This is a genomic window from Streptosporangium sp. NPDC000239 (genome assembly GCF_040300765.1).
Taxonomy (GTDB): Bacteria; Actinomycetota; Actinomycetes; order Streptosporangiales; family Streptosporangiaceae; genus Streptosporangium.
On the sequence record NZ_JBEPEI010000033.1, the window covers coordinates 18,469 to 42,597 of the forward strand.

A 24,129-nucleotide genomic window follows, 5' to 3' on the forward strand; every position below is an offset into this window, starting at 1 on the left:
CGGGGAGCGCCGCCTTCAGCCCGCGGTGGTGCGCATGGTGAGCTCGGTGCCGTCCTGGGACAGTTCGAAGGACACGGTGACGGCGCCGAGCCGGGAGGTGCTCGGCAGGTGGGTGCCGCCGCACGGAATGGTCACCTCTCCCTCGGGCAGGCCACACCGCCAGGTACGGCGTGCGGTCAGTTCGCGCCCGGGGCTCTCGATCCGGACCTCGGCGTCGGCCGCGACCCACTCCTTCAGCGTGTCGCAGACCTTCCCGGTGATCTCCGGAAGGCTCTCCTGCAGCCCTTCCGTGACGAAGCCCTTGCGGCGCAGCGACTTGCCGAGGCGATAGACGTCGAGGCTGCCCCCGGGCAGGATTCGCGAGGAGGCGATGGCCGTCTGGTCGAAGTCGGGGTTGCCCAGGCCGTCCGCGGAGATCTCCTTGCGCCACCGGTCTGCCAGCGCCGCGTTGAGCGCGAGCGCGGCGAGGTGGCAGGCGGTGTGCCCCGTGGAGAGCGCGTGACGGTACTCGGCGTCGACGGCGAGTTCGACCTCCCCGTCGGGGACCGGCTCCCGGGTGACGTGGACGACCAGCCAGCTCCACCCGGAGCTGCCGCGCCGTACCGGGATGTCCTCGCCGAGGTGGATCCGCTGCTCGCCGTCGGCCACTGCCCCGGTCACGCAGTCGGTCACCGCGATCCCGGCGATGGTCCCCCGGTCCGCGGGCTGGTCGGGCCAGGTGTGGTCGAGCGGATGGAAGGGGGTCTCGGCCACGACCGTCCCGTGCCCCTCCCCCACGGGGACCCTCGCCACGACTGTGGAGCGGCCCCCGGTCTCCCCCGCCGGATAGCTGACAAGCGTCGATCCCTCGATCACCGTTTCCCCCTTCTGCCCCTGTTGGTTCCTTCATCATCTCAGCCAAACGAGTATGGCCCGAGCCACCCCTGAGGAGGCACGGGCCATACGGCGGAGGGAGGGGGGATCAGAGGGCGGGGACGCCCTTCTCGTCCTCCAGATAGCGCGCCCTGCCCGCGTACCAGCCGGTGGCCAGCTGCACGCCGACGACCGCGAACAGCAGCAGGAACGACAGCGTCCAGCCTCCGCTGGCCTCGTGCATCACGCCGACGACCAGAGGACCCGCGCCCGCGATGAGGTATCCGGCGCTCTGTCCGAAGGCGGACAGCGCGGCGGTGGCCTCGGGGGTCCGGGTCCGCAGGGCCAGCATGGTCAGCGCCAGCGGGAACGATCCCATCCCGATCCCGACCAGTACGGCGAACAGCCAGGCCAGGTTGACGGGGGCGAGCCACAGGCCGAGGAAGCCGATCGTGTAGAAGACCACGAAGGCCGCCACGACGGGCCGCTGGTCGGCGAACTTCGAGGCGATCCACGGCACCACCATGGAGACCGGGATGCCGATCGCGGTGAAGACGCCCAGCGTCAGCCCGGCCTGTCCGGGGGTGTAGCCACCGTCGATGAGCATCTTCGGCAGGAAGCCGAACATGATGTAGGCGACCATGCTCTGCGTGCCGAAGTAGGCGGCGACGGCCCAGGCGAGCCTGCTCCTGACCAGGCTCCGGGGACCGAGATCGCTGCTGCCCGTGTCCCGCTCCGGCTCACTGCGCGACAGCGCAAGCCACGGAATGGCGGCGACAGCGGCCAGCGCCGCCCACACCCCGAGGGCAACGTGCCAGTTGCCGTCGGCGGCCCGTTCGATCGGGACGGTCGCGGCGGCCGCGAGCATCGTGCCGGCCGCGAGGGCGGTGGTGTAGACGGTGGTCATGGTCCCGGCCCGGCCGGGGAAGTGGCGCTTGATCAGGGTGGGGATGAGCACGTTGCCCACGGCGCCGCCGGACAGCGCCAGCGCGCTGCTGAACAGGAAGACCTCGGCCGAGCCGACCATCGCGCGGATGAGCAGTCCGGAGCCCAGGGCGACCAGGGCGGTCAGCAGCAGCCGGTGTTCGCCGATCCTCCTGGCCAGGGCCGGTGTCACGGCGCCGACCGAGGCGAAGATGAGAACGGGTAGTGTGGTGAGGAGCCCGACTCCGACGCCCGACATGCCGAGGCCGGAGGAGATGCGGTCGAGCACCGGTCCCACACTGGTGACCGCGGTGCGCAGGTTCAGTGCGGCGAGGACGATTCCCAGCACGAGCAACCAGGCGAGAGATCCCGTCGTTCCACCGGTGCGGCCCCGAGTCTGATGGGTTAGCACGCTCATGCGGGGTTCAGTCCTCCTTCAATCGATTCACCCAATCGTAGGATGATTGGCTGACTCCAACTGTAACAGGACCTAAAACTTGGTTTGTTCCTGGCAATGCGCGCCCCGCCCGAAGCCCTGACACTGTGAAAGCCGGATCACGCCCTCCTTTACAGGGCGTGATCCGGCTTCCTTCCCGTCAGTTCAGGGCGATGACCGGCTCAGACGCGCGGGCCCGGCATGGCGGGCGGCTCCTCGCCCGGCCGCCTGCCCGCCCCGGGCAGCGGGCCGCCACCGGGAGGAGCGAGCGGGGAGGACGGCGGGTACTCTCCGCCGACCGTGCGCGGCGGAACCGGATCGTCGTATCCGTAACCGCCGTTCCCAGCGCCGCCCTCCGGCCTGTCGGTGACGGTCGCGCCACCGCCGGCGCCGTAACCGCCCGGACGGTCGTGCGGCGCGGGGACCTCACCGCGCCAGGAGCCGCTCTCCCCGCCGCGCGACTCGATGAACGTCTTGAAGCGTTCCAGGTCGCCCCGGACCCGGAGCCGGACGAGCTGCAGCCAGTCACCCGCGGTCTCGACGAAGCCCTCCGGCTCGTACTCCATCTGGAGCGTGACACGGGCGGTCTCCGGGGACAGGTGGTGGAAGGTCACCACCCCCGCCTGGTGCGGGCCGTCCAGGGACTTCCACGCCACCCGCTCGTCCGGGTGCTGCTCGGTGATCTCGGCCTCGAACTCACGGTGGACGCCCGCGATCTCCACGGCCCAGGCCGTACGGGTGTCACTCAGCTGCCTGACCGATTCGACGCCTTCCATGAACTCGGGAAAGGTCTCGAACTGGGTCCACTGGTTGTAGGCCGTCCTGATCGGGACGTTCACATCGACGGACTGTTCGATCGTGCTCACAGGTCTGCCTCCCTCTCGTGGGTTCGGTAGGCCGACCTGCCCGACGATCCGCGGACATAACTACTTACGCCGCAAAAGCCAGTAAAGGCCTACAAGCGGCAGCACGAGGGGGATGAACACGTAACCGCTGCCGTAGCCCGACCAGACCGTCGCGTGCGGGAAGGCCTCGGGGTCGGCCAGGCTCAGCGTGCCGACGACCAGCACGCCCGCCAGCTCGACGCCGCAGGCCGTCAGGGCGAGGCCCCGCCTCCCCCTGACCAGCGCCACGGCCAGCACGAGGTAGACCAGCGCGGCGAACGCCGACAGCGAGTAGGCCAGCGGCGCCTCACCGAAACGGGTCGCGATCTGCACCGCGGCACGCGCGCCCGCGGCCAGGGCGAAGACACCGTAGACCGCGACCAGCGCGCGTCCCGGCCCCGAGCCGATCACCGGTTCGCTCATGCCGTCCCCTGCCAGATCTGCAGCAGCCGTCCCACCATGACGCAGACCGCGAAGGCGCCGACCGCGACCACCGCCGACCCCCAGCGCGAACGCTCGGCGAGGCCGAGGAAGACCGCCCCTGGCGGGATCACCAGCGTCCCCGCGAGGTAGCCGATCAGGGTCGCCGTCTCCGCCGGCCCCCTGCCCCCGATCACCCCGGCGACCGCGAAGCCCGCCTGGACGAGCAGGCCGAGTTCGAGCAGCGCGAGCATGACGAGCAGCACGGTGCCCATCGGCCTGTTCCGGCCCGCGGCCACGATGGCGGACAGCACGATGACCAGGGCCAGGATGATCAGGGCGGTCGCGAGCGGGCCGATCATCGGGACATCACCGTGGCAGGAGGCATGGGCAGTAGGTTACTGCCCGGTGCCGCCGCCCTCCTCTCCGCTTCCGCATACCCTGGACACGTGGAGACGATCCTGGTCAGCGCCTGTCTCATGGGACGGCGGGTCCGCTACGACGGGGCCGCCAAGACCAGCGGTGACGCGCTGCTGGCCGCCTGGCGGGCCGAGGGACGGCTGGTGCCGTTCTGCCCCGAGGTCGAGGGCGGCCTGCCCGTGCCGCGTCCTCCCGCCGAGATCGAGGGCGGGGCGGGCGGCGCGGCCGTGCTCGCCGGGGCGGCCCGGGTGCTCACGGCCGACGGCACCGACGTCACCCAGGCCTTCCTCACCGGGGCGCGGGCGGCGCTCGCCGCCGCGCTCTCCTGCGGCGCCCGGGTGGCGATCCTGAAGGAGGCAAGCCCCTCCTGCGGAAGCCTGACCATCCACGACGGCACCTTCGGCGGCGGGCGGCTGGCCGGTGCCGGGGTCACGACCGCCCTGCTCGAACAGCACGGCGTCTCGGTGTTCGGCGAGGACAGGATTCCCGCCGCCGCCGTACGGCTGCGCGAGTTGTCGCGGTCCTGAGGCGTTCTCAGTACTCCCACACGTCGGTGCGGCTCTCCCCTCCGACGCAGTAGATCGCCGAACCGTGCTCCCCCTGGACCAGGTCCACCCTGATCCATCCCTCGGCCTGGGTCACCTTGGCCTCGTAGCCCGGGTTGGGGTTGGCGGAGACCACCCGGCACACGCCCCCCTCGATGCTGAAGGCGACGGAGCCGTTCTTTGAGCTCACCGTCTTGGTCCCGCCCTCGGCCGCGAGGTGGGGCGTGGGGCTGGGAGTGGCGGAGGCCTTCTCCGGCTCGGGCGTTGCGGTCGGCGCCTTGGCCGGGGGCTTGGTCGTGGTCCGGGTCGGGGTTCCGGTCGCGGTCGGCTTGGCCGGGGAGTCGTCCGTCTGGCGCTCGTGGCCGGAGATCCGCCTGGATCCGACCGACCCCTTCGTGTCGCCCTTCGGCAGACCGGTGGCCCGCGGGTGAGAGGTGCCGCGGCGGCCCAGGGGGGAGACGTAGGCCCCCGGGGTGCGCCTGCCCTGGGGAGAGGCGCTCGGCGGGCCCGTCACGACGGCCGTGCCGGTCGGCGGCTTCGAGGGAATCGCGACGGCCCCTATCCGGGACAGCTCCGCGTCCAGGGACTCGACCCTCGCGTCGTCGAAAACCTGGCTGGTCAGCACGTCACGGACACCAAGCCAGGTGATCCCGGCAGCCAGGACCGTGGCAGCACACCAGACCACAACGAATCCCCAGGTTTGCCTCATGCGGTGAATTATTACCTCATGTGCTTCTTTGTTCACTACGGTTACGTCGTATGGCGACGGTTCTCGTGGTAGAAGACGACGAGTACGTGCGCTCCGCGATGATCCAGGAACTGGGCAGGCGCCAACACGCCGTGCGCAGCGCGGGACGTGCGCTCGACGCGTTGCGGGAGATCACCCAGAATCCCCCCGACGCGGTGATCCTCGATCTCGGCCTGCCCGACCTGGACGGGTCGGAGGCGCTGAAGATGGTCCGCAGCGTCTCCAGCGTTCCGGTCATCGTGGCCACGGCCAGGGACGACGAGGCGGAGATCGTCCGCCTGCTGGAGGCGGGCGCGGACGACTACCTGGTCAAGCCGTTCTCCGGCGACCACCTCAACGCGCGGCTCGACGCGGTGCTGCGCAGGGCCCGGGCCGCGGGGCCGCCCCCGGTGCTGCGCGTCGGCGCGCTCTCGGTCGACCTCAACCGGCGTGAGGCCTCCCTGGGCGGGGAGCCTCTCTCGCTGACCCGGCGGGAGTTCGACCTGCTCGCCTACCTCGCGGCCCGCGCCGACCGGGTCGTCCCGCGCAAGGAGCTGCTCACCGAGGTGTGGCAGCAGTCCTACGGTGACGACCAGACCATCGACGTCCACCTGTCGTGGCTGCGGCGCAAGCTCGGTGAGAGCGCCTCCGCCCCCCGCTATCTGCACACCGTGCGCGGCGTCGGCGTCATGCTGATCACACCGTCGTGAGACGCACCCTGGCCCTGCTCGCCCTCGCCGGCGCCTCGATGATCGCCCTGGCCTTCCTGGTCCCGTTCGGGATCATCGTCAGGGACATCGCACACGACCGGGCGATCGCCGAGGCGGAACGGCAGGCCTCGGCGCTGGTCCCGGTACTGGCCATCACCACCACGCCGACCCGGCTGGCCCGCGCGGTCGCCAGCACGGGCCAGCCGGAGCGCATCGCGCTCCACCTGCCCGACGGAAGGAAGATCGGCACCCCCAGGGCCTCGGCGCTGACCGTCGCCACGGCGGTCCGGCTGACCCGCGCCGCGACCTCGGACGAGCTGGGCGACGACTCCCTGCTGCTTCGCCCCGTCACCCTGGAGAACGGCAGGACCGCGGTCATCGAGATCTTCGTACCCGTCCAGGAACTCACCAGGGGGGTCGCCGTCTCCTGGGCGGTGCTGACCGGGGTGGCGCTGGTGCTGATGGCGGGCTCCGTGCTCGTCGCCGACCGGCTGGGGGCCCGGCTGGTGCGTGCCTCCCAGCGTCTCGGCAACGCGGCGACCTCCCTGGGAGCCGGTGACCTCACCGTCAGGATCGCCCCCGAGGGGCCCACGGAGCTGGTCGCGGTCGGCGAGGCGTTCAACACCATGGCCGACCGGGTGATCCAGTTGCTCGCCGCGGAACGGGAGATGGCGGCCGACCTCTCGCACCGGCTCCGCACGCCGCTGACCGCGTTACGTCTCAGCCTGGACCACCTGGGCCCGGAGGCCGAACAGAGCCGCCGGGCCCTGGGCCGTCTCGAAGCCGAGGTCGACGAGATCATCGCGGCCGCCAGGCAGCCCTCACGGGCCCCCGCCCTCGTCCACTGCGACGCGGCCCACGTACTGCGTGAGCGGCTGACCTTCTGGTCGGCGCTGGCCGACGACCAGCAACGGCCCTGGCAGCTGATCGGCGCCACGGAGCCGGTCAGGATCCCGGTCGCGGCGACCGAGCTCAGCGCGGTCGTCGACGCGCTGCTCGGCAACGTCTTCCGGCACACCCCCCAGGGCACCGCGTTCACGGTGACGCTGCACCAGGGACCGGACGCGGTCGGCATCCTGATCGCCGACGCGGGCCCCGGAATCGCCGACCCCGAGGCGGCGCTGCGGCGCGGGGCCAGCGGCGCGGGCTCGACCGGCCTCGGTCTGGACATCGCCCGCAGGCTCGCCGAGGGCTCGGGTGGCGCGCTGCGGATCGACTCATCGGTCCTCGGCGGCGCCCATGTGCAGCTGTGGCTGCGCACCGACCAGTACGAGCCCCTCTTCCGTACGGCCCGGCGCCCCCAGGCCAGACGCTGGCCGCGCAGGAAGGACGCCACGCAGGACGCCCAGGACTGACCCGCGCCGTCAGGCGGGTTCTCCGGAAACACCGGCCCCGGTCATCGCCAACGCCTCCTCACGTGTCATACGGGCGCCCTGGCCGTACGCCTCCTCGTAGGCCCGGTCGCCGAGCGCGCGTCTGGCGGCCCCGGCGAGCCGGACCACGTCCACGTCACCGGCCGACGCGGTTCCACGCACCGCCGTACCCGCGCCCAGCAGCAGGGCGGCCCTGGCCGGGTCGCCCTCAAGCAGCGCGACCCCGGACATCAGCTCGACGACCAGGGCCGTCATCGTCACGTTGTGCAGGTCCGCCGTGGAGGCCAGCGCCCGGCGGTACCACGCCAGCGCCTCCCCCGCGACGCCCTCCGCCTCGGCGGTCAGCCCGAGACCGATCATGATCGTGGCCCGGGCCTCCTCGCCGCCGAACCACCCGGAGGGGCACCCGGCGAGCGCCTCCTCGGCCAGGCTCCTGGCCCGTGCCGTCTCACCCCGCGCCCTGGCGACGGTGCTCAGCACGTGACGGGTGAGGGCGAACACCTCGGAGGCCCCCGTACGGCGCGCCAGCACGGCGGCCCGTTCCGCGTCCTCCGCGGCCCCCCGGAGATCCCCCGTCTGCAGGCGCACACCGGCCCGCTGGCACAGGGTCCCGGCGACGTCCTCCTCGGCCCCGAGCTCACGGGCCGTCCGCAGGGCCTCGTCGCACAACGCCCACGCCCGTTCGGCCTCTCCACGCCAGGAGGCCAGTTTGGCGAGCTCGGACAGCGCGACCGACGTCCCCCACCGCTCTCCGACCGCCCGGAAACCGGCCAGCGCGGCGGACAGGCTGTCCTCCGCCTCACCGAGCCGCCCGGTGTAGGCCGCCACGAGCCCCTCGCCGAGGTGGTTCAGGGCCCGGCTCCACGGGTCGGTGCCGACCAGCCCGTACCACCGGTCGTCCAGGTTCGCGGTGTGTGCCTCCGGGATGCCCATGGCCATGCCGAGCAACATGGTCATGAAGGGCTGCCTGGGCGGACGGCCCCCGGCCAGCATCGTCGCGACGGCGTTGCCCAGATGGGCGTCGAACTCGCCGCGCGGCCCGCCGGAGGCGATGCTCAGGACGCCCACGGTGTACTCCTCCTCCAGCCCCTCCGGAGGATGCGGGCCGATCCCGCGCAGGAGCTCCTCGGCCCGCGCCGCCCCCTGGCTGCGCAGTCCCCGCAGCCACCAGTAGGTCGTCAGGCGCGCCAGCAGCCGCAGCGCCGTCCCCCGCTCCGCCTCCCCCGCCTCGGTGGCGTGGCGGAGCGCGGCGTGCAGGTTGTCGCGCTCGGCGTCCAGCGCGGCCAGGCACTCCAGTTGCTCGGCGGTGATCAGGCGTGGCTCGACCCGTACCGCCAGGCCGAGGAAGTACTCCGCGTGCGCGCTCCGCGTCCGCCGGGTCTCCCCCGCCTCAGCGAGCCGTTCCGCGCAGAACGCCCTGATCGTGTTGAGCATGCGGTAGCGGGTTCCCGAGACCTCCACAAGAGACTTGTCCACCAGGCCGGTGAGCGCCTCGACCGTGCCGCCGTCCGGCAGCCCGCACACCGCGCAGATCGCCTCAAGCGTCGCGCCCCCGGCGAAGACGGTCAGCCGCCCGGCCAGCGCCCGCTCCTCCGCCCCCAGCAGGTCCCAGCTCCACTCGACCACCGCCCTGAGCGTGCGGTGCCTCGGCTGCGCGGTACGGCTGCCGCGCGACAGCAGCCCGAACAGGTCGTCCAGCCTGGCGGCGACCTCGCCGACCGGCAGGGAACGCAGCCTGGCCGCGGCCAGCTCGATCGCCAGGGGCTGACCGTCGAGTGCCCGGCAGATCCGTCCCACGGCCTCGGCGTTGTCCTCCCCGACGGTGAACCCGGGCAGCACGGCGGCGGCCCGGTCGGCGAACAGTTCGACAGCCGGGTAACCGGGCATCTCCCGCGCCGGGGTTCCCCTCGGCGGCACCGCGAGCGCGGGGATCGGGCACAGGCTCTCGCCGGTGATGCCCAGCGCCTCCCTGCTCGTGGCGAGGACCCGCAGCCGGGGACAGGCGCCGAGCAGCCGCCCGGCGAGCGCCGCGACGGCCTCGACGAGGTGCTCGCAGTTGTCGAAGATCAGCAGGACGCTCCGTGCGGCGAGCGCCGCGACCATCCGCTCGACCGCGTCACCTCCCGGTCTGCCGAGTCCGGGGGTGAGCCACGCCTCGCGCAGCCCGAGGGCGTCGAAGACCGCCTGGGGCACCTCCGCGTCCCGGCTCAACGGCGCGAGGTCGACGAACCGGACCTCCCCCGGGTGCCGGGTGGCCACCTCGACCGCCAGCCGGGTCTTGCCCGCCCCTCCCGGCCCGGTGACGGTGACCAGGCGTGCCCGTTCGAGCAGCGCGCCGACCCGCTCAAGCTCCCGCCCTCTGCCCACGAAGCTGGTGAGCTGGGCCGTGAGCGCGTGCCTCTCCGGAGCGGCGGGCACCACCGGCCCGGAGAGAAGGGAGAGGTCCGCCCTCAGCACGGCCAGGTGCGTGGCGGCCAGCTCCGCCGACGGATCGGCGCCGAGTTCCTCGGCGAGGAGTCCTCTGGCCTCCTCGTAGACGGCCAGGGCCTCGGCCTGCCTGCCACCGCCGTACAGCGCCCGCATCAGCTGACCCCGCAGCCGCTCCCGCAACGGGTGCGCGGCCACCAGGCCGGTCAGCTCGGCCACCAGCGCCCGGTGCCCGCCCATGGCGAGCTCCGCCTCGACCCGCTCCTCCACGGCCGAGAGCCGCAGTTCCTCAAGCCGTACGGCCTGCCCGCGCGCGAACGGGGCACCGTCCACGTCGGACAGCGCGGGCCCCCGCCACAGGGCCAGCGCCTCGCGCAGGAGGCCGGCCGCGCGCGGGGCGTCCCCCTCCTCCAGGGCTCGCCGTCCCCGGACGGCCAGTGCCTCGAACCGGTGAACGTCCACCTTCTGCGGGCTCACCGCGAGCCGGTAACCGGCGGGGGTGAACTCGACCGTCCCGGCGTGCCCGAGCAGTCTCCTGAGCCGGGAGACCTGAGCCTGCAGCGCGTTGGCGGCGTTGCCACGCGTCTCCTCACCGTAGAGGCCGTCGATCAGCCGCTCGACGGTCACCACCCGGCCCGCGTCGAGGGCCAGCAGCGCCAGCAGCGCGCGCGTCCTGGGCCCGCCGACGGGGACCGGGCCGCCCTCGGCGTCCCTGATCTCCGTCGCGCCGAGCAAGCCGAACCACATGTCATCGATTATCGTGCGCCGGCCCCGCCCCACGGATCAGGGCGTCTCAGGCCTGTCTGCCCACTGCCGAAGAACTGCAGAAAACACGAGATCCCGCCCGATCAGCTGATCGGACGGGATCTCGCCGGTCCTGTGGAGCTATGGGGATTCGAACCCCAGACCTCCTCCATGCCATGGAGGCGCGCTACCAGCTGCGCCATAGCCCCTGGTCACCGCTCCGAGTGCTCTCGTTGCGGCGCTTGGGAAGCATACAAGGACACCCGGGGGTTCACCTAATCGACGACCGTACGGCTCTCGCCCTTCACCGGGCGTGAGCCGTACGAGGGGTCAGCTCTGCGTCACCTCGGGGCTGTCGTCGCTCTGGACGGGCTCGGGGAGGGTTCCGGCGTTGTGCTCCATCAGGCGCCAGCCCCTGCGTCCCTCCTCCAGCACCGACCAGGAGCAGTTGCCCAGGCCGCCGAGGGCGGACCAGAGATCCTCAGGCAGGCCGAGCAGGTGGGCGATGCCGAGCCGGATCGCCGCTCCGTGAGAGGCGACGACCAGCAGGCCGTCCTCGTCGAGCCGTTCGGCCCATCTGCGGATGGAGGCCGAGACACGCGCGGCGACGTCGGCGACCTCCTCACCGCCGGGGGCCTCCCAGGCGGCGTACTGCTCGGGCCACCCGGCGGAGATCTCCTCGCGGGTGAGCCCCTCCCACTCGCCGCCGCCCCGCTCCCTCAGGTCCTTGTCGACCGACACGCTCAGACCGGTGAGACGGCCGAGCGCGGAGGCGGTGTCGTAGGCCCGCTGGAGATCGGAGGCAACGATCATGGTGGGGCGGAGCGCGGCGAGCAGCGAGGCGGCCCTGGCCGCCTGGGCGACGCCGGTCTCGTCGAGCGGGATGTCGCTGTGGCCCTGGAAGCGGTGTTCGACGTTCCACAGCGTCTGGCCGTGTCTCAGGCAGACGACACGGCGGCTCACTCAGTTACCGCCGGGCGGGCACGCTGGGCGGCGGCCTGCGCGACGCTGTCGGGCAGGGCGATGGCGGGGCAGTCCTTCCACAGCCGCTCCAGGGCGTAGAAGGTGCGGTCCTCCTCGTGCTGGACGTGCACGACGATGTCGACGTAGTCGAGGAGAACCCAGCGGCCCTCACGCTCTCCCTCACGGCGGACGGGCTTGGCGTGGGCCTCGACGCGCAGCCGCTCCTCGATCTCGTCGACGATGGAGCGGACCTGACGGTCGTTGGTGGCGGAGCAGAGCAGGAAGGCGTCGGTGATGACGAGCTGGTCGCTCACGTCATAGGCGAGGATGTCGTCGGCCAGCTTGTCGGCCGCGGCCTCGGCGGCGATCCTGATGAGCTGGACGGATCTGTCGGTTGCGGTCACGGTTTCGGTTAGTCCTCCAGTAGTCGGCGCTGTCACCTATCAGGGTGCCCGATCGAACGCCTGTCGAAGAGCCGCCTTCGGGTACAACGCCTATCGTGTGCCACCCGATTCCACGTCGCAAACGGATTGATGGTCCGGCGAAGAGCGCACATGACGGTAAAGGCCGCGTTTGTTGATGTACTGCACAATACCGTCAGGGACCAGATACCAGATGGGTTGTCCGGAAGAGACACGTTCTCTGCACTCCGACGACGAGATGGCCAGCGCCGGAATCTCCAGCAGGCTCACCTTGCCCTCGGGCAGCCCGGGGTCGCGCAGGATGTGACCGGGCCGGGTGGCCCCGACGAAGTGCGCGATGGTGAAGAGCTCGTCGGCGTCGTGCCAGCCCAGGATCTGCGACAGCGCGTCGGCCCCGGTGATGAAGTACAGCTCGACGTCGGCTCCCCCCGCCGCGGCGATCTCCCTGAGGGTGTCGATGGTGTAGGTGGGCCCGGGGCGGTCGATGTCCACCCGGCTCACCGAGAAACTCGGGTTCGAGGCGGTCGCGATGACCGTCATCAGATAGCGGTCCTCCGCGGCCGAGACGGTCCTGTCGGCCTTCTGCCACGGCCGCCCCGTCGGCACGAAGATCACCTCGTCGAGGTGGAAGTGATGCGCGACCTCACTGGCGGCGACGAGGTGCCCGTGATGGATGGGGTCGAAGGTGCCGCCCATGACTCCCAGGCGTCTCTTCCCCGTGCCGTTGGCCGCTTTCATCATGAAACGGACCATACGCGTAAGCCGTACCCGGCTTTTAATCACCCCCCGCGCATGCCCGGCGGGCCCGACGTAGCATGCCGGACATGACCACCACCCCGGATCGCAATCGCGTGCAGCTTCCCGGCGTAAGCTCACGTGCCTACGAACATCCCGCCGACCGGTCCGCGCTGGTAGCCCTGCGCTCGCTCAGTGGGTTCGACACGGTTCTCAAGCAGATGTCCGGCCTGATCAGTGAGCGCCGCCTGCGCCTGATCTATCTCGCCTCCGCGGTGCGCACCGGCGAGACCCAGTTCCGCACACTGCACGACATGGGCCGTGACGCGGCCTACACCCTGGACCTGCACCGCATTCCCGAGGTGTACGTCCAGCAGAGCCCGCAGGTGCAGGCCATGGCGATCGGGTTCGACGACCCGTTCATCGTCGTCACCACCGGCCTGCTCGACCTCATGGACGACGAGGAGCTGCGTTTCGTCGTCGGCCACGAGACCGCGCACATCCTGTCCGGCCACGCGGTCTACCGCACCATGCTGGACATCCTGACCCGTCTGGCCACCCGCGTCGCCTGGATCCCGCTCGGCTACATCGGGCTGCGCGCGATCGTCGCCGGCCTTGAGGAGTGGCACCGCAAGTCGGAGCTGTCGGCCGACCGCGGCGGTCTGCTCTGCGGCCAGGACCCGGAGGCCGCGCTGCGCGCGCTGATGAAGCTCGCCGGCGGCTCCCGCCTGCACGAGATGAACATCGAGGCCTTCCTCGACCAGGCCCGCGAGTACGACACGGCCGGTGACGTCCGCGACGGCCTGCTCAAGGTCCTCAACCTGCTCGGCACGACCCACCCGTTCGCCGTCTCCCGGGTGGCCGAGCTGGACAAGTGGCGCCGCAGCGGCGAGTACGAGACCATCCTCTCCGGCGACTACCCCCGCCGGGCCGACGACGCGAACGCCAAGATCTCCGAGGAGGTCAGGGCCGCCGCCCGCTCCTACCGCGAGTCCTGGTCCCAGTCGCAGGACCCCTTCATCGGCGTCCTTCGCGACGTCGCCGAGGGCGCGGTCAACGCGGGTGAGCGCATCTTCAACCGCTTCGCCCGCCGCGACGGCAACTGAGGGCGTGGCTCCCTGAAAAGGTCTGGAAGGCCGCCTTCCGGGCCTTTTCCGAAGGCCACCCCTTCCGGAGGCCTCGTGAGGCGCTCCGGAGGCTAGATCAGGAACGCGAGCGCGCGCACCGCGGCCGCGCACAGGGCGACGAACCCGCCCAGCAACGCGAGCATGCGCAGCCCCTCCTTGTGAAGCTCGGGGAACCTCGCGCCGACCCGCTCCACCTCCCGGTTGACGATCATGCCGCAGAGGACGCCGAACACGACGCCCGCGAGGATCACCGGGGCAGGCTGCAACCACCACTCAGGCGGCGGTGAACCCCCGCAGGCCAGCCACAGGGTCACCCAGGCCGCCGCGGCGGCGGGAACCCCCGGCCAGGCGAGCACGGTCAGCAGCGAGATCGCGAAGACCGGCGGGAAGGACGCGGCCCGCAGGACACCCCGCGACCTGGCCGTCCTGCGTCCGCGCGCCAGCCGGTGCCCGGCCCAGACCGAACGGACCAGCGCGGCGCAGGCCCCCGTCACGGCGAAGGTGGCCACCGGCCAGATCACGGTCGCCACGACACACGGCACGGCCAGTACGGCCAGCAGCAACCCCAGCGCCGCACTGCCCTTCTGGGACGGCCTGCCGGGCGCGGAGTCCTCTGTTGCGCTTCCCGCCCGCGGCCTCCTGACCATCCGCCGGACGGGCCTGTCCCCGGACGGCTCACCGGTCACGGGCTGACGCGTGACCCCCTCGTGCCCCTGGACGGGCCGTCCGGCCCGCGGCGGCTCCTCCGTCCTGGTGCCCGTCCCGCGCGGGCGCGCCTCCGCTCTGCGCGCCGCACCCGCCGCGGCGGCCACCGGAACCTGGCGCGTCGCGCCGCGCGGCCGCTGCTCCGCTCCCGCGGCCCTGGCCAGGCGGCTGAGACGGGCGGTGAGCAGGGCCGCGGTCGGGCGCTTGGCCGCCTCCCGGTGCAGGGCCGCCCGCACCAGTGGGAGCAGCGCCGCCGGGACACCGGCCAGGTCGGCCTGGCCGTTGAGGATGGCGTACATCTGCGCCTCGGCGGGTCCCCTGCCGAAGGTGGGGCGCCCCGTCGCCGCGAAGGCGACGGTCGCCGCCCAGGCGTGCACGTCCGCGGGCTCGCCGACGGGCTCGTCGGCGAACACCTCGGGAGCGGCGTAGCTGGGGGTGCCCAGGAAGGTTCCGGTCAGGGTGAGCCGGGTGGCGTCCAGCACCTGGGCGATGCCGAAGTCGATCAGGACCGGGTCGTTCTCCACGTTGATCAGGACGTTGGCGGGCTTGAGGTCACGATGGACGATCCCGGCCGCGTGGGTGATCGACAGGGCGGTGGCCAGGCCGTGGGCCAGGTTGATCAGCGCCGTCCCTCCGAGCGGGCCGCCGCGCCGTACGCGGTCGAGGAGGGTGTCTCCCTCGATGTACTCCATGACGAGGTAGGGGCGTTCACAGGCGAGGTCGGCGTCGAGGACCCGCGCGACGTAGGGGCTCTCGACCCGGCGCAGCGCGCGCACCTCGCGTTCGAGGCGTATTCGCGACTCCGCGTCGGCGTCGACGGCGTCGTGGAGCATCTTGAGGGCGACGCTCTCACCACGCTTGTTGGTCGCGTGGTAGACCTCACCCATGCCGCCCCGGCCTAAGCGCTCAACCAACGTGTAGGAGCCGACGCGCCCGAGACGACCCACGTGACCTCCTGCGTCGGCCACATGGCCCTGGGGGGACCGCTGTGCCTACCGGGTCGCACGTTCGCCCGTGCTTCCCTGCTCTCCAGCCATAGGAGTCCTCACCCTAGCGGGCGAATATGACGATTTTCCGGAGGCGCGCCGTAGGAGGGGAAAGATCCGTGCCGATTCAGGGGCGGGAGTCCTCCAGGAGGCTGTCCAGCTCCGCCGTCGGCTCGGCCGACAGGTCCCGCCTTCCGGTACGGCGCCAGCGCACATGCCCCCTGCCCTCAAGCCACAGCATCAGGCGGTCGAGGCACGCCAGCACGACGACGACGAACAGGAACGCGATCACGGTCTCCATGGGGCCCAGTCAAACCATCCTGGGCCCCGATCACCCGGAGCGACACGCTCTAACCGTTCGTAGCACCCGAGGAGGCGATGACCGTGCCCGCACTGGTGCGCAGATGCCCCTCACCGGTGTAGACCCACTTGGTGGAGGTCAGCTCCGGCAGGCCCATGGGCCCGCGCGCGTGCAGCTTCTGGGTGGAGATGCCGATCTCGGCGCCGAACCCGAACTCGCCGCCGTCGGTGAACCTGGTCGAGGCGTTGACCGCGACCGCGGCCGAGTCGACCAGGGCGATGAACCGCCGGGAGGCCGTGACGGAGCGGGTGACGATGGCGTCGGTGTGGCCCGAGCCGTACCTCCTGATGTGCGCGACCGCCTCCTCCAGGGAGTCCACGACGGCCGCGGCGATGTCCAGCGAGAGATACTCGGCCAGGAAGTCCTCCTCCCCCGCGGGCACCACGCCGTCACCGTGGGCGGCGATCCTGGCGTCGCCGTGCACCGTCACGCCCTCGGCCGCCAGCGCGGCCAGCGCGCGCGGCACGAAGGCGTCCGCGACGTCGGCGTGCACCAGGAACGTCTCGGCGGCGTTGCACACCGAGGGGCGCTGCGCCTTGGCGTTGACCAGGATCTCCAGGGCGAGGTCGAGGTCGGCCTCGGCGTCCACGTAGACGTGGCAGTTGCCGACACCGGTCTCGATGACCGGGACCGTCGACTCCTCGACCACCGAGTTGATCAGTGAGGCCCCGCCGCGCGGGATCAGCACGTCGACCAGGCCACGGGCCCGCATGAGCTCCTTGGCCGACTCCCTGGACTGCCCGGGCACCAGCTGTACGGCCCCGGCCGGGACGTCGGTGCCCGCCAGCGCCTCCTGCATGATCCTCACCAGGACCGTGTTCGACTCGTAGGCGCTCGACGAGCCGCGCAGCAGGGTCGCGTTGCCACTCTTCAGGCAGAGCGCGGCGGCGTCCACGGTCACGTTGGGACGGCCCTCGTAGATGATGCCGATCACGCCGAGCGGCACCCTGAGCTGGCGCAGTTCGAGGCCGTTGGGCAGCGTGCCGCCCCGGATCACCTCACCGACCGGGTCGGGCAGGTCGGCGACCTGGCGTACGGCGTCCGCGATGGCGGCGACCCGTCCCTCGTCGAGCCTGAGCCGATCGATCATGTAGGCCTGGACGCCGTTCTGTTCCGCCCGCTCGACGTCGAGCGCGTTCGCGGCGACGATCTCGGCCGACCTGGCGACCAGGGCGTCGGCGATCGCGCGGAGCGCGACGTCCTTCGGGGCCCGCGGCAGCGGGGCCAGCTCGGCGGCGGCCTCCTTAGCCGCCAGGGCTACCTTCAGGAAGTCCTCGGACATGTCGCGCTCCAAAAGAACTAGTGGTGGGACTCCAGTATGACGATGTCGTCACGGTGGATGAGCTCGCGTTCATATTCCGGACCCAGGCTGGCGCCCAGCTCACGCGTCGAACGGCCGAGCAGGTCCGGGATCTCCACGGCGTCGAAGTTGACCAGTCCCCTGGCGACCACCCCGCCGAGCGGCCCGCACAGATCGACCGGGTCACCCGCGGCGAAGTCTCCCTCGACGGCGGTGACCCCGGCGGGCAGCAGCGACTTGCGGCGCCCGACCACGGCGTCCACCGCACCCGAGTCCAGGTGGAGCCTGCCCCGCCCGGTGGTCGCGTGCGCCAGCCAGAGCAGGCGGGTGCCCGGATGACGGCCGTCGGGGTGGAAGCAGGTGCCGATGTCGGCGCCCGCGAGGGCCTGCGCGGCGTGCGCGGCCGCGGTCAGCACCACCGGCACGCCCGCACCGGTGGCGATCCTGGCTGCCTGCACCTTGGTGACCATCCCACCGGTGCCGACGGCGCCGCCCTTGCCCAGCTCGACCCCGACCAGGTCCTGCGGGCCGCGCACCTCCCGCAGCCTGCTGGCACCGGGACGGCGCGGGTCGCCGTCGTAGAGCGCGTCCACGTCGGACAGCAGCACCAGGGCGTCGGCCCGCGTCAGATGGGCGACCAGGGCGGCGAGCCGGTCGTTGTCGCCGAAGCGGATCTCGTCGGTGGCCACGGTGTCGTTCTCGTTGACCACCGGGACGATGCCGAGTTCGAGCAGCCTGCTCAGCGTGCGCTGGGCGTTGACGTGGTGCGAGCGGCGCATCATGTCGTCGGCGGTCAGCAGCACCTGGCCGACCCGCAGGCCGTAGCGGGCGAAGGAGGAGGTGTAGCGGGCGACCAGCACCCCCTGGCCGACCGAGGCCGCGGCCTGCTGGGTGGCCAGGTCACGCGGCCTGGCCGAGAGACCGAGCGGGCCGAGACCCGCCGCGATCGCCCCGGAGGAGACCAGCACGACCTGCGTCCCCGCCGTACGGCGCGCGGCGAGCACGTCGACCAGGGCGTCGACCCGGTCGACGTCGATCGTCCCCTGCGGGGTCGTGAGCGACGACGAACCCACCTTCACGACGAGGCGCGAGGCCGTACGGATTCGATCGCGCACAGAGTCCACGAAACGCTCACCTTTCCCGGAGTCGGAGGGGCCGCGGAGATCACCGCCGGACAGCAGGCTATCCGAGCCTGTTGTCCGTACCGCGCGGCCCCTGGTGCACGGCCTCGGCGTTGAGGGTCGGCTGCCAGTCGAAGATGTAGCCGCTCTCCATGGAGCCGATGATCACCTCGGCGCCCGCCTTCGCACCCGCCTTGGTGAGCTCCTCCTCGACCCCGAGCCGTTCGAGACGGTCGGCCAGGTAACCGACGGCCTCGTCGTTGGTGAAGTCGGTCTGGCGGATCCACCGCTCCGGCTTCGCCCCGGTGACCTGGAAGGTGTTGTCGTCGACCCGGCGCACCGTGAAACCCGTGTCGCCGAGTTGCTTGGGCTTGATGACCAGGCGGGTCGGCTCGACCACCGGCGCGGCCTTCCGCGCGGCGTCGACCATCTCGCCCATCGCGTAGGTCAGCTCCTTGAGGCCCTCGTGGGTGGCCGCGGAGATCGTGAAGACCCGCATGCCCCGCTCCTCAAGCATCGGCCTGACGATGTCGGCCAGCTCGCGGGCGTCGGGGACGTCGGCCTTGTTGAGCACGGCCAGACGTGGCCGGTCCTCCAGCTTGCCGTACGCCCTCAGCTCCGCCTCGATCGCCTCGTAGTCGCTGATCGGGTCGCGGTCCGGCTCCATGGTCGCGCAGTCGATCACGTGCACGAGGGTGTTGCAGCGTTCGACGTGCCGGAGGAACTCGTGCCCCAGCCCCTTGCCCTCGGACGCCCCCGGGATCAGGCCGGGCACGTCGGCGACGGTGAAGATCGTGTCGCCCGCGGTGACCACGCCGAGGTTGGGGATCAGCGTGGTGAACGGGTAGTCGGCGATCTTGGGTCGGGCCGCGGAGAGGGCGGCGATGAGCGAGGACTTGCCCGCGCTGGGGAAGCCGACGAGGGCGACGTCGGCGACGCTCTTCATCTCCAGCATCACGTCGAGCTCGTCGCCGGCCTCGCCGAGCAGCGCGAAACCGGGGGCCTTGCGCTTGGTCGAGGCCAGGGCGGCGTTGCCGAGCCCGCCGTGGCCGCCCTCGGCGATCACGTAGCGGGTGCCGGCACCGATCATGTCGACCAGGACCTCGCCGGTCGTCGCGTTCCTGACGACGGTGCCGTCGGGGACGGGCAGCACGACGTCGTCGCCGTTCGCCCCGTCACGGTTGGACCCCTGGCCCTGCTTGCCGTTGGCCGCCTTGCGGTGCGGGCGGCGGTGGTAGTCCAGCAGCGTCGCGGTGTTGGCGTCGACCTCAAGGATCACGTCGCCGCCGCGGCCTCCGTTGCCTCCGTCGGGGCCGCCGAGCGGCTTGAACTTCTCCCGATGGACAGAGGCGCAGCCATGTCCCCCGTCACCGGCCTTGATGTGCAGGACCACTTGGTCCACAAAGTCCGGCATGCCTGCTCCCTACCCCCATATGCGGAAATACCCGTTTTAAAACGCGAACAGGGGTGGACCGCCTATGCGATCCACCCCTGCCGTTGACGTCTGTCGGTGCGGATCTACTCCGCGACCGGGACGATGCTCACTGCGCGGCGACCGCGCTTGACGCCGAACTTCACGTGACCCGCGGCCAGCGCGAACAGCGTGTCGTCGCCACCACGGCCGACGTTGTCGCCGGGGTGGAAGTGGGTGCCACGCTGGCGAACGATGATCTCACCGGCGTTGACCAGCTGGCCGCCGAAGCGCTTCACACCGAGCCGCTGGGCGTTGGAGTCACGGCCGTTCCGAGTGGACGACGCGCCCTTCTTGTGTGCCATCTCGCAAAACTCCCGAAACTCAGGCCTGGTTGATGCCGGTGATCTTCACCTGCGTGTAACGCTGGCGGTGACCCTGGCGCTTCTTGTAGCCGGACTTGTTCTTGTACTTGAGAATCCGGATCTTCGGACCCTTGGTCTCGCCGAGGATCTCGGCGGCGACGGTGAACTTGCCCGCCTCGGTGGTCACATCGCCATCGTTGACGACGAGCACCGTCGGCAGCGAAACCGTGGAACCGACCTCGCCGGCGACCTTGTCCACCTCAAGGACGTCACCGACGGAGACCTTCTGCTGCCTGCCGCCGCAACGAACGATCGCGTACACCGCGGAACCCTTCTTCTGACTGTTTGCTCGCTGGATGCTGCGCCCCGCATCCGGCCGTGGGCATTGATTGTGACCGACGAACCAGGTAGGCGCGCGAACAGGGCACGCCATGAGCGCACCGGTTCACCAGGGTACCGGATTACCGGTCTCCTGGTCGAACCGGGCGGAACGTCGGTAGGCCGGGCCAGGCCCGTCCCTCGTGGAAATCCTGTGGAACGGGTCTAGTCGGCCGTCTTGGCCTTACGGGAGCGTCGCCGCCCCCGGCCCGAAGCCTGTACGGCTTGCGCGTCCTCACCTCGGACGTCATCAAGCGCATCGGTCACCGTATCACGGCCGGACACCTCGCTGGCCGCGACGGCGTGGCCGTCCTTGACGAGCTTCTCCGCGACGGCCTTCTCCACGGCCATCTTGCCCTGGGTGCCACGCGGCTCGGGCTTGCTCTCCACCGGCTCGGTCGAGACGTGCAGGCCCCGGCCGTTGCAGCACTCACAGACGGTCGAGAAGGCCTCGAGCAGCCCCTGCCCGACCCGCTTACGGGTCATCTGGACCAGGCCGAGCGAGGTGACCTCCGCCACCTGATGCTTGGTCCGGTCGCGGGCCAGGCACTCAAGCAGGCGCCGCAGCACCAGGTCCCGGTTGTTCTCCAGCACCATGTCGATGAAGTCGATGACGATGATGCCGCCGATGTCCCGCAGCCTGAGCTGACGGACGATCTCCTCGGCCGCCTCCAGGTTGTTGCGGGTGACGGTCTCCTCAAGGTTGCCGCCCTGGCCGGTGAACTTGCCGGTGTTGACGTCGACGACCGTCATGGCCTCGGTCCTGTCGATCACCAGCGAGCCACCGCTGGGCAGCCAGACCTTGCGCTCCATCGCCTTGGCGATCTGCTCGTCGATCCGGTAGGCCGCGAAGACGTCGCCCTGCTCCTGCCACCTGACGAGCCGGTCGGCCAGGTGCGGCGCCACGTAGTGGACGTACTCGTCGACCGTCTCCCACACGTCGTCACCCGCGACGACCAGTGAGGTGAAGTCCTCGTTGAACACGTCGCGGACCACCCGGACCGTCAGGTCGGGCTCGGACGACAGCAACTCGGGCGCGCTGGCCGACTTGGCCTTGCGCTGGATGTTCTCCCACTGGGCCGACAGCCTGGCCACGTCGCGGCCGAGCTCCTCCTCGGAGGCCCCCTCGGCGGCGGTGCGGACGATGACGCCCGCGTTCTCCGGCATCACCTTCTTCAGGATGCCCTTGAGCCGGGTGCGCTCCTTGTCGGGGAGCTTGCGGCTGATACCGGTCATCGAGCCGTCGGGCACGTAGACCAGGTAACGGCCGGGAAGGCTGATCTGTGAGGTGAGCCGCGCGCCCTTGTGCCCGATGGGGTCCTTGGTGACCTGCACCAGCACCGACTGGCCCGACTTCAGCGCCACCTCGATCCGCTTCGGCTGGCCCTCCAGGCCCACGGTGTCGAAGTTGACCTCACCGGCGTAGAGCACCGCGTTACGGCCCTTGCCGATGTCGACGAAGGCCGCCTCCATGCTGGGCAGGACGTTCTGCACCTTGCCGAGGTAGACGTTGCCCACGTAGGACTGGCTCGCCTCACGGTTGACGTAGTGCTCGACCAGCACGCCGTCCTCAAGGACCGCGATCTGGGTACGGCCACCGGTGCGGCGCACGACCATGACGCGCTCGACCGACTCCCTGCGGGCCAGGAACTCCGACTCGGTGATGATCGGCGGACGCCGCCTGCCGAGTTCCCTGCCCTCCCTGCGACGCTGCTTCTTGGCCTCCAGGCGGGTCGAGCCGCGCACGCTCTGCACCTCGTCGGCGGAGGTGCTGCGACCGGCCCTGGGCGCGCGGATGCGCACGACCGTGTTCGGCGGGTCGTCGCTGAGCTCACCCGCGTCGTCGGCGCCCCTGCGGCGGCGACGGCGGCGACGGCGGGAGGTGCCGCCGCTGTCCTGCTCCTCCTCCTGGACGGCCTCTGCGGAGGTCTCCTCCTCCTGCGGCTGCCGCTGCTCGGAGTCGTCCTCGTCGGCCTCGTCGAGCTCACGCGTCTTGCCCCGGCCCCGGCCGCCCCTGCGGCGGCGACGGCGACGGCTGCCCTCGAACTCGTCCCCCTCCGAGTCGTCGTCCTCGGGCTCCTCGGCGCCCTCCGCCTCATCCTCCACGGCCTCGGGCTCAGGCTGCGGCGGCTCGGGCGGCTGCGGCGCGGCGGGGCGAGCGGGCGGTTCCGCACGGTAGGGGTCGGGCGCCTGGAACAGCGGCTGGAACACCGCGGCGGGCGCCTGGAAGGTGACGGTGGGAACCTCGAAACGTTCCTGTGCGGCCAGGCCGAACGGGTCGGCGAACAGACCGGGACGCTCTTCGGCGACGTCCTCGCCGGCGGGCTCGTCGTCCAGCGGCTCGTCGGCGGGCATCGCGAGCAGGAGCCCCTCGGCGACCTCCTCGGCCTCCTCAGCCGGAACCGACTCGGCGACCGGCTCGGGGAGCGTCTCCTCCGGGACGGCCTTCTTCCGCGTACGGCTGCGCCTGGCGGGCGCGGGGGCCTCCTGCGCCGGTTCCTGGGCGCTCTCCTCAGCCGCGGCGACCGGCTCCGCCGTCTCCTCGGCCGTCTTCTTCGTACGGCTCCGCCGCGTGGTCGTACCCGTCGCCGCGGTCGTCCTTCGTCTGGTGGCGCGCTTGGGCGCCTCCTCCTGAGCCGGCTCGGGCGCCGTCACCTCAGGCGCCGCCGTGGCGACCGGCTCCCCTACGGGCTCGGGCTCCGGTTCGGGTCTGGTGACCACGACCACTGGCGGGGCGGTCTCCGGCTCCTCCGGCGGAGGGCCCGCCGGCCTGCTCGCGGCCCGCCTGCGCGGTGCCTGCTTCGGCTGTTCCTCTGTGTCCCCGCCAGGGCCTGTGGCCCCGGTTCCGGGCTCGTTGTCGAGCATGCGGGCGTTCTCCCGTCAGCTCCCGGGCGCGTCTCCGCGCCGCGCGGGAGCTCTCGTCTCTCGCTGTACGCCGGGCCCGCGGGTCCGGCGCCAAGTCCTATAGGTCGCCGCCGACGTGCCCGCCCACCGGTTCCGTTTCGCCGCCGCGCGTGGTGTCGCGGTCCAGGCCGAAGGGATCGGCGGGCTCACCGGTCATCACGTCGAGCGGTCCCTGCGCCAGCCTGGTCACCTCGGGGGGCACCGGCGGCGCGAAGCCAGCCACAAGACGCAGTCCGGTAAGAACGTCGTCGGGTCGAACGGCAGGAGTAGCGTGCCGTACAACCATGCGAAGTATGACACATGGCTGACTGGACCCCTGACCTGCTGTTGTCCCAATTCCCTCAGTTGCCTCACGGGTCTCAAGACCCAGCACCGCCTCCCGGGCGTCGAAGCGGCGCAGCCCCTTCTTCGTCAGGCGCTCGACCTCGACGCGCTCGGCGGCCTTGAACTCCTCGACCGCGACGGCCGCGAGGGCGGCATCCGCCTGCGGCAGCCGTACCTCCCACGCGGAGCATTCGAGCCGGTCGGACAGGTTCTCCCCGGCCGCCTCGACGACCGCCAGCACGTCGAGGCCCGGCGGGAGCGAGTCGTCCAGGGCGGCGCGCAGCCGGTCGGGGTCGCATCGCCGGGTCACGGCGATCTCAAGGTATTCGGCCTCGCTCGCGACTCCGGTCGGCGCGGCGGCGCCCACGTAGGAGATCCTGGGGTGGGGTGAGAAGCCCGCGCTGAACGCCACCGGCACGTCGGCGCGGCGGACGGCACGTTCCACCGCCCGGGAGATGTCACGGTGACTGGTGAAGCGCAGACGGCCGCGCTTGGCGTATCGGACGCGTAGACGCTGCGCGACCGGCGCGGGCGCCGGCCCATCGGGAACGGGTTTCAGAGTGGT

Annotated in this window: 23 protein-coding genes and 1 tRNA gene; 4 read left to right on the forward strand and 20 right to left on the reverse strand. The window is 71.5% G+C overall.

The annotated features are described in order from the left end of the window. Positions 1-15 precede the first annotated feature (15 nt). From ABT340_RS40900 to ABT340_RS40920, 5 genes are all read right to left on the reverse strand, one after another. Positions 16-855, reverse strand: a complete 840-nt coding sequence (locus ABT340_RS40900; protein ID WP_352016332.1) for an alanyl-tRNA editing protein — start codon at positions 853-855, stop codon at positions 16-18. 106 nt (positions 856-961) lie between these two features. Beyond that, positions 962-2,194: a CynX/NimT family MFS transporter gene (locus ABT340_RS40905; RefSeq protein WP_386192425.1), complete on the reverse strand. Its 1,233-nt coding sequence runs from the start codon at positions 2,192-2,194 to the stop codon at positions 962-964. A 200-nt stretch (positions 2,195-2,394) separates the two neighbouring features. Further along, on the reverse strand, positions 2,395-3,078 hold the full coding sequence (locus tag ABT340_RS40910; protein WP_352016334.1) for an SRPBCC family protein: 684 nt from the start codon (positions 3,076-3,078) through the stop codon (positions 2,395-2,397). A 60-nt stretch (positions 3,079-3,138) separates the two neighbouring features. After that, entirely contained in the window at positions 3,139-3,519 is a 381-nt protein-coding gene (locus tag ABT340_RS40915; protein WP_352016335.1) for a hypothetical protein, read from the reverse strand. Then, positions 3,516-3,878, reverse strand: a complete 363-nt coding sequence (locus ABT340_RS40920; RefSeq protein ID WP_352016336.1) for a hypothetical protein — start codon at positions 3,876-3,878, stop codon at positions 3,516-3,518. Before ABT340_RS40920 ends, ABT340_RS40915 begins: the two co-directional genes overlap by 4 nt. Before the next feature lie 87 nt (positions 3,879-3,965). Between ABT340_RS40920 and ABT340_RS40925 the strand changes: the two genes are divergently transcribed. Continuing rightward, entirely contained in the window at positions 3,966-4,463 is a 498-nt protein-coding gene (locus tag ABT340_RS40925; protein ID WP_352016337.1) for a 2-thiouracil desulfurase family protein, read from the forward strand. Positions 4,464-4,470: 7 nt separating this feature from the next. Here the strand turns inward: ABT340_RS40925 and ABT340_RS40930 are convergent, their stop codons facing one another. Continuing rightward, positions 4,471-5,190 carry a hypothetical protein gene (locus ABT340_RS40930; RefSeq protein WP_352016338.1) on the reverse strand — a complete coding sequence of 240 codons (720 nt, stop codon included), beginning with the start codon at positions 5,188-5,190 and terminating at the stop codon, positions 4,471-4,473. Positions 5,191-5,240: 50 nt separating this feature from the next. On the opposite strand from ABT340_RS40930, the gene ABT340_RS40935 reads away from it, so the two are divergent. Beyond that, positions 5,241-5,918, forward strand: coding sequence for a response regulator transcription factor (locus ABT340_RS40935; RefSeq protein ID WP_352016339.1), 678 nt, complete (start codon positions 5,241-5,243; stop codon positions 5,916-5,918). Beyond that, positions 5,915-7,273 carry a sensor histidine kinase gene (locus ABT340_RS40940; RefSeq protein ID WP_352016340.1) on the forward strand — a complete coding sequence of 453 codons (1,359 nt, stop codon included), beginning with the start codon at positions 5,915-5,917 and terminating at the stop codon, positions 7,271-7,273. Before ABT340_RS40935 ends, ABT340_RS40940 begins: the two co-directional genes overlap by 4 nt. 9 nt (positions 7,274-7,282) lie before the next feature. Here the strand turns inward: ABT340_RS40940 and ABT340_RS40945 are convergent, their stop codons facing one another. The 5 genes from ABT340_RS40945 to nadD form a co-directional block, all read right to left on the reverse strand. Next, positions 7,283-10,465 carry an AfsR/SARP family transcriptional regulator gene (locus ABT340_RS40945; protein WP_352016341.1) on the reverse strand — a complete coding sequence of 1,061 codons (3,183 nt, stop codon included), beginning with the start codon at positions 10,463-10,465 and terminating at the stop codon, positions 7,283-7,285. A gap of 133 nt (positions 10,466-10,598) precedes the next feature. Next, positions 10,599-10,671, reverse strand: a tRNA-Ala gene (locus ABT340_RS40950). Positions 10,672-10,792: 121 nt separating this feature from the next. Continuing rightward, positions 10,793-11,425 (reverse strand): histidine phosphatase family protein, encoded by a 633-nt coding sequence (locus ABT340_RS40955; protein ID WP_352016342.1) that lies wholly within the window; start codon positions 11,423-11,425, stop codon positions 10,793-10,795. Then, complete coding sequence (rsfS, locus tag ABT340_RS40960; protein ID WP_352016343.1) at positions 11,422-11,829, reverse strand: ribosome silencing factor; 408 nt, start codon at positions 11,827-11,829, stop codon at positions 11,422-11,424. Before rsfS ends, ABT340_RS40955 begins: the two co-directional genes overlap by 4 nt. A gap of 90 nt (positions 11,830-11,919) precedes the next feature. Continuing rightward, positions 11,920-12,588, reverse strand: a complete 669-nt coding sequence (gene nadD, locus ABT340_RS40965; protein WP_352016344.1) for a nicotinate-nucleotide adenylyltransferase — start codon at positions 12,586-12,588, stop codon at positions 11,920-11,922. Between the two features lie 74 nt (positions 12,589-12,662). Here nadD and ABT340_RS40970 point away from each other — a divergent pair, with 74 nt between their 5' ends. Next, positions 12,663-13,688 carry a M48 family metallopeptidase gene (locus ABT340_RS40970; RefSeq protein WP_184715434.1) on the forward strand — a complete coding sequence of 342 codons (1,026 nt, stop codon included), beginning with the start codon at positions 12,663-12,665 and terminating at the stop codon, positions 13,686-13,688. 92 nt (positions 13,689-13,780) lie between these two features. Here the strand turns inward: ABT340_RS40970 and ABT340_RS40975 are convergent, their stop codons facing one another. The 9 genes from ABT340_RS40975 to ABT340_RS41015 form a co-directional block, all read right to left on the reverse strand. Then, positions 13,781-15,361, reverse strand: a complete 1,581-nt coding sequence (locus tag ABT340_RS40975; protein WP_352016345.1) for a serine/threonine-protein kinase — start codon at positions 15,359-15,361, stop codon at positions 13,781-13,783. A gap of 166 nt (positions 15,362-15,527) precedes the next feature. Further along, entirely contained in the window at positions 15,528-15,701 is a 174-nt protein-coding gene (locus ABT340_RS40980; RefSeq protein ID WP_352016346.1) for a hypothetical protein, read from the reverse strand. A 49-nt stretch (positions 15,702-15,750) separates the two neighbouring features. Continuing rightward, positions 15,751-17,043, reverse strand: a complete 1,293-nt coding sequence (locus tag ABT340_RS40985; RefSeq protein WP_352016347.1) for a glutamate-5-semialdehyde dehydrogenase — start codon at positions 17,041-17,043, stop codon at positions 15,751-15,753. A 17-nt stretch (positions 17,044-17,060) separates the two neighbouring features. Further along, positions 17,061-18,185, reverse strand: coding sequence for a glutamate 5-kinase (gene proB / locus ABT340_RS40990; protein WP_352016348.1), 1,125 nt, complete (start codon positions 18,183-18,185; stop codon positions 17,061-17,063). 58 nt (positions 18,186-18,243) lie between these two features. Then, positions 18,244-19,596, reverse strand: a complete 1,353-nt coding sequence (obgE, locus tag ABT340_RS40995; protein ID WP_352016349.1) for a GTPase ObgE — start codon at positions 19,594-19,596, stop codon at positions 18,244-18,246. Between the two features lie 104 nt (positions 19,597-19,700). Continuing rightward, positions 19,701-19,958, reverse strand: a complete 258-nt coding sequence (rpmA, locus tag ABT340_RS41000; RefSeq protein ID WP_352016350.1) for a 50S ribosomal protein L27 — start codon at positions 19,956-19,958, stop codon at positions 19,701-19,703. Positions 19,959-19,977: 19 nt separating this feature from the next. After that, positions 19,978-20,280, reverse strand: a complete 303-nt coding sequence (rplU, locus tag ABT340_RS41005; protein WP_352016351.1) for a 50S ribosomal protein L21 — start codon at positions 20,278-20,280, stop codon at positions 19,978-19,980. A 221-nt stretch (positions 20,281-20,501) separates the two neighbouring features. Next, positions 20,502-23,201: an Rne/Rng family ribonuclease gene (locus tag ABT340_RS41010; RefSeq protein WP_352016352.1), complete on the reverse strand. Its 2,700-nt coding sequence runs from the start codon at positions 23,199-23,201 to the stop codon at positions 20,502-20,504. 97 nt (positions 23,202-23,298) lie between these two features. After that, a complete protein-coding gene (locus ABT340_RS41015) occupies positions 23,299-24,123 on the reverse strand; it encodes a TIGR03936 family radical SAM-associated protein (RefSeq protein WP_352016364.1) in 825 nt (274 codons plus the stop codon). Positions 24,124-24,129: the final 6 nt, after the last annotated feature.

What these genes read in the sequence shown, in the direction of transcription:
- ABT340_RS40945 (WP_352016341.1), bottom strand. Translation starts at nt 10,465, where the DNA reads ATGTGGTTCGGCTTGCTCGGCGCGACGGAGATCAGGGACGCCGAGGGC.
- ABT340_RS40905 (WP_386192425.1), bottom strand. Translation starts at nt 2,194, where the DNA reads ATGAGCGTGCTAACCCATCAGACTCGGGGCCGCACCGGTGGAACGACG.
- ABT340_RS40915 (WP_352016335.1), bottom strand. Translation starts at nt 3,519, where the DNA reads ATGAGCGAACCGGTGATCGGCTCGGGGCCGGGACGCGCGCTGGTCGCG.
- ABT340_RS40980 (WP_352016346.1), bottom strand. Translation starts at nt 15,701, where the DNA reads ATGGAGACCGTGATCGCGTTCCTGTTCGTCGTCGTCGTGCTGGCGTGC.
- ABT340_RS40930 (WP_352016338.1), bottom strand. Translation starts at nt 5,190, where the DNA reads ATGAGGCAAACCTGGGGATTCGTTGTGGTCTGGTGTGCTGCCACGGTC.
- ABT340_RS40935 (WP_352016339.1), top strand. Translation starts at nt 5,241, where the DNA reads ATGGCGACGGTTCTCGTGGTAGAAGACGACGAGTACGTGCGCTCCGCG.
- ABT340_RS41010 (WP_352016352.1), bottom strand. Translation starts at nt 23,201, where the DNA reads ATGCTCGACAACGAGCCCGGAACCGGGGCCACAGGCCCTGGCGGGGAC.
- ABT340_RS40920 (WP_352016336.1), bottom strand. Translation starts at nt 3,878, where the DNA reads ATGATCGGCCCGCTCGCGACCGCCCTGATCATCCTGGCCCTGGTCATC.
- ABT340_RS40970 (WP_184715434.1), top strand. Translation starts at nt 12,663, where the DNA reads ATGCCGGACATGACCACCACCCCGGATCGCAATCGCGTGCAGCTTCCC.
- rpmA (WP_352016350.1), bottom strand. Translation starts at nt 19,958, where the DNA reads ATGGCACACAAGAAGGGCGCGTCGTCCACTCGGAACGGCCGTGACTCC.
- ABT340_RS40985 (WP_352016347.1), bottom strand. Translation starts at nt 17,043, where the DNA reads ATGTCCGAGGACTTCCTGAAGGTAGCCCTGGCGGCTAAGGAGGCCGCC.
- nadD (WP_352016344.1), bottom strand. Translation starts at nt 12,588, where the DNA reads ATGATGAAAGCGGCCAACGGCACGGGGAAGAGACGCCTGGGAGTCATG.
- obgE (WP_352016349.1), bottom strand. Translation starts at nt 19,596, where the DNA reads ATGCCGGACTTTGTGGACCAAGTGGTCCTGCACATCAAGGCCGGTGAC.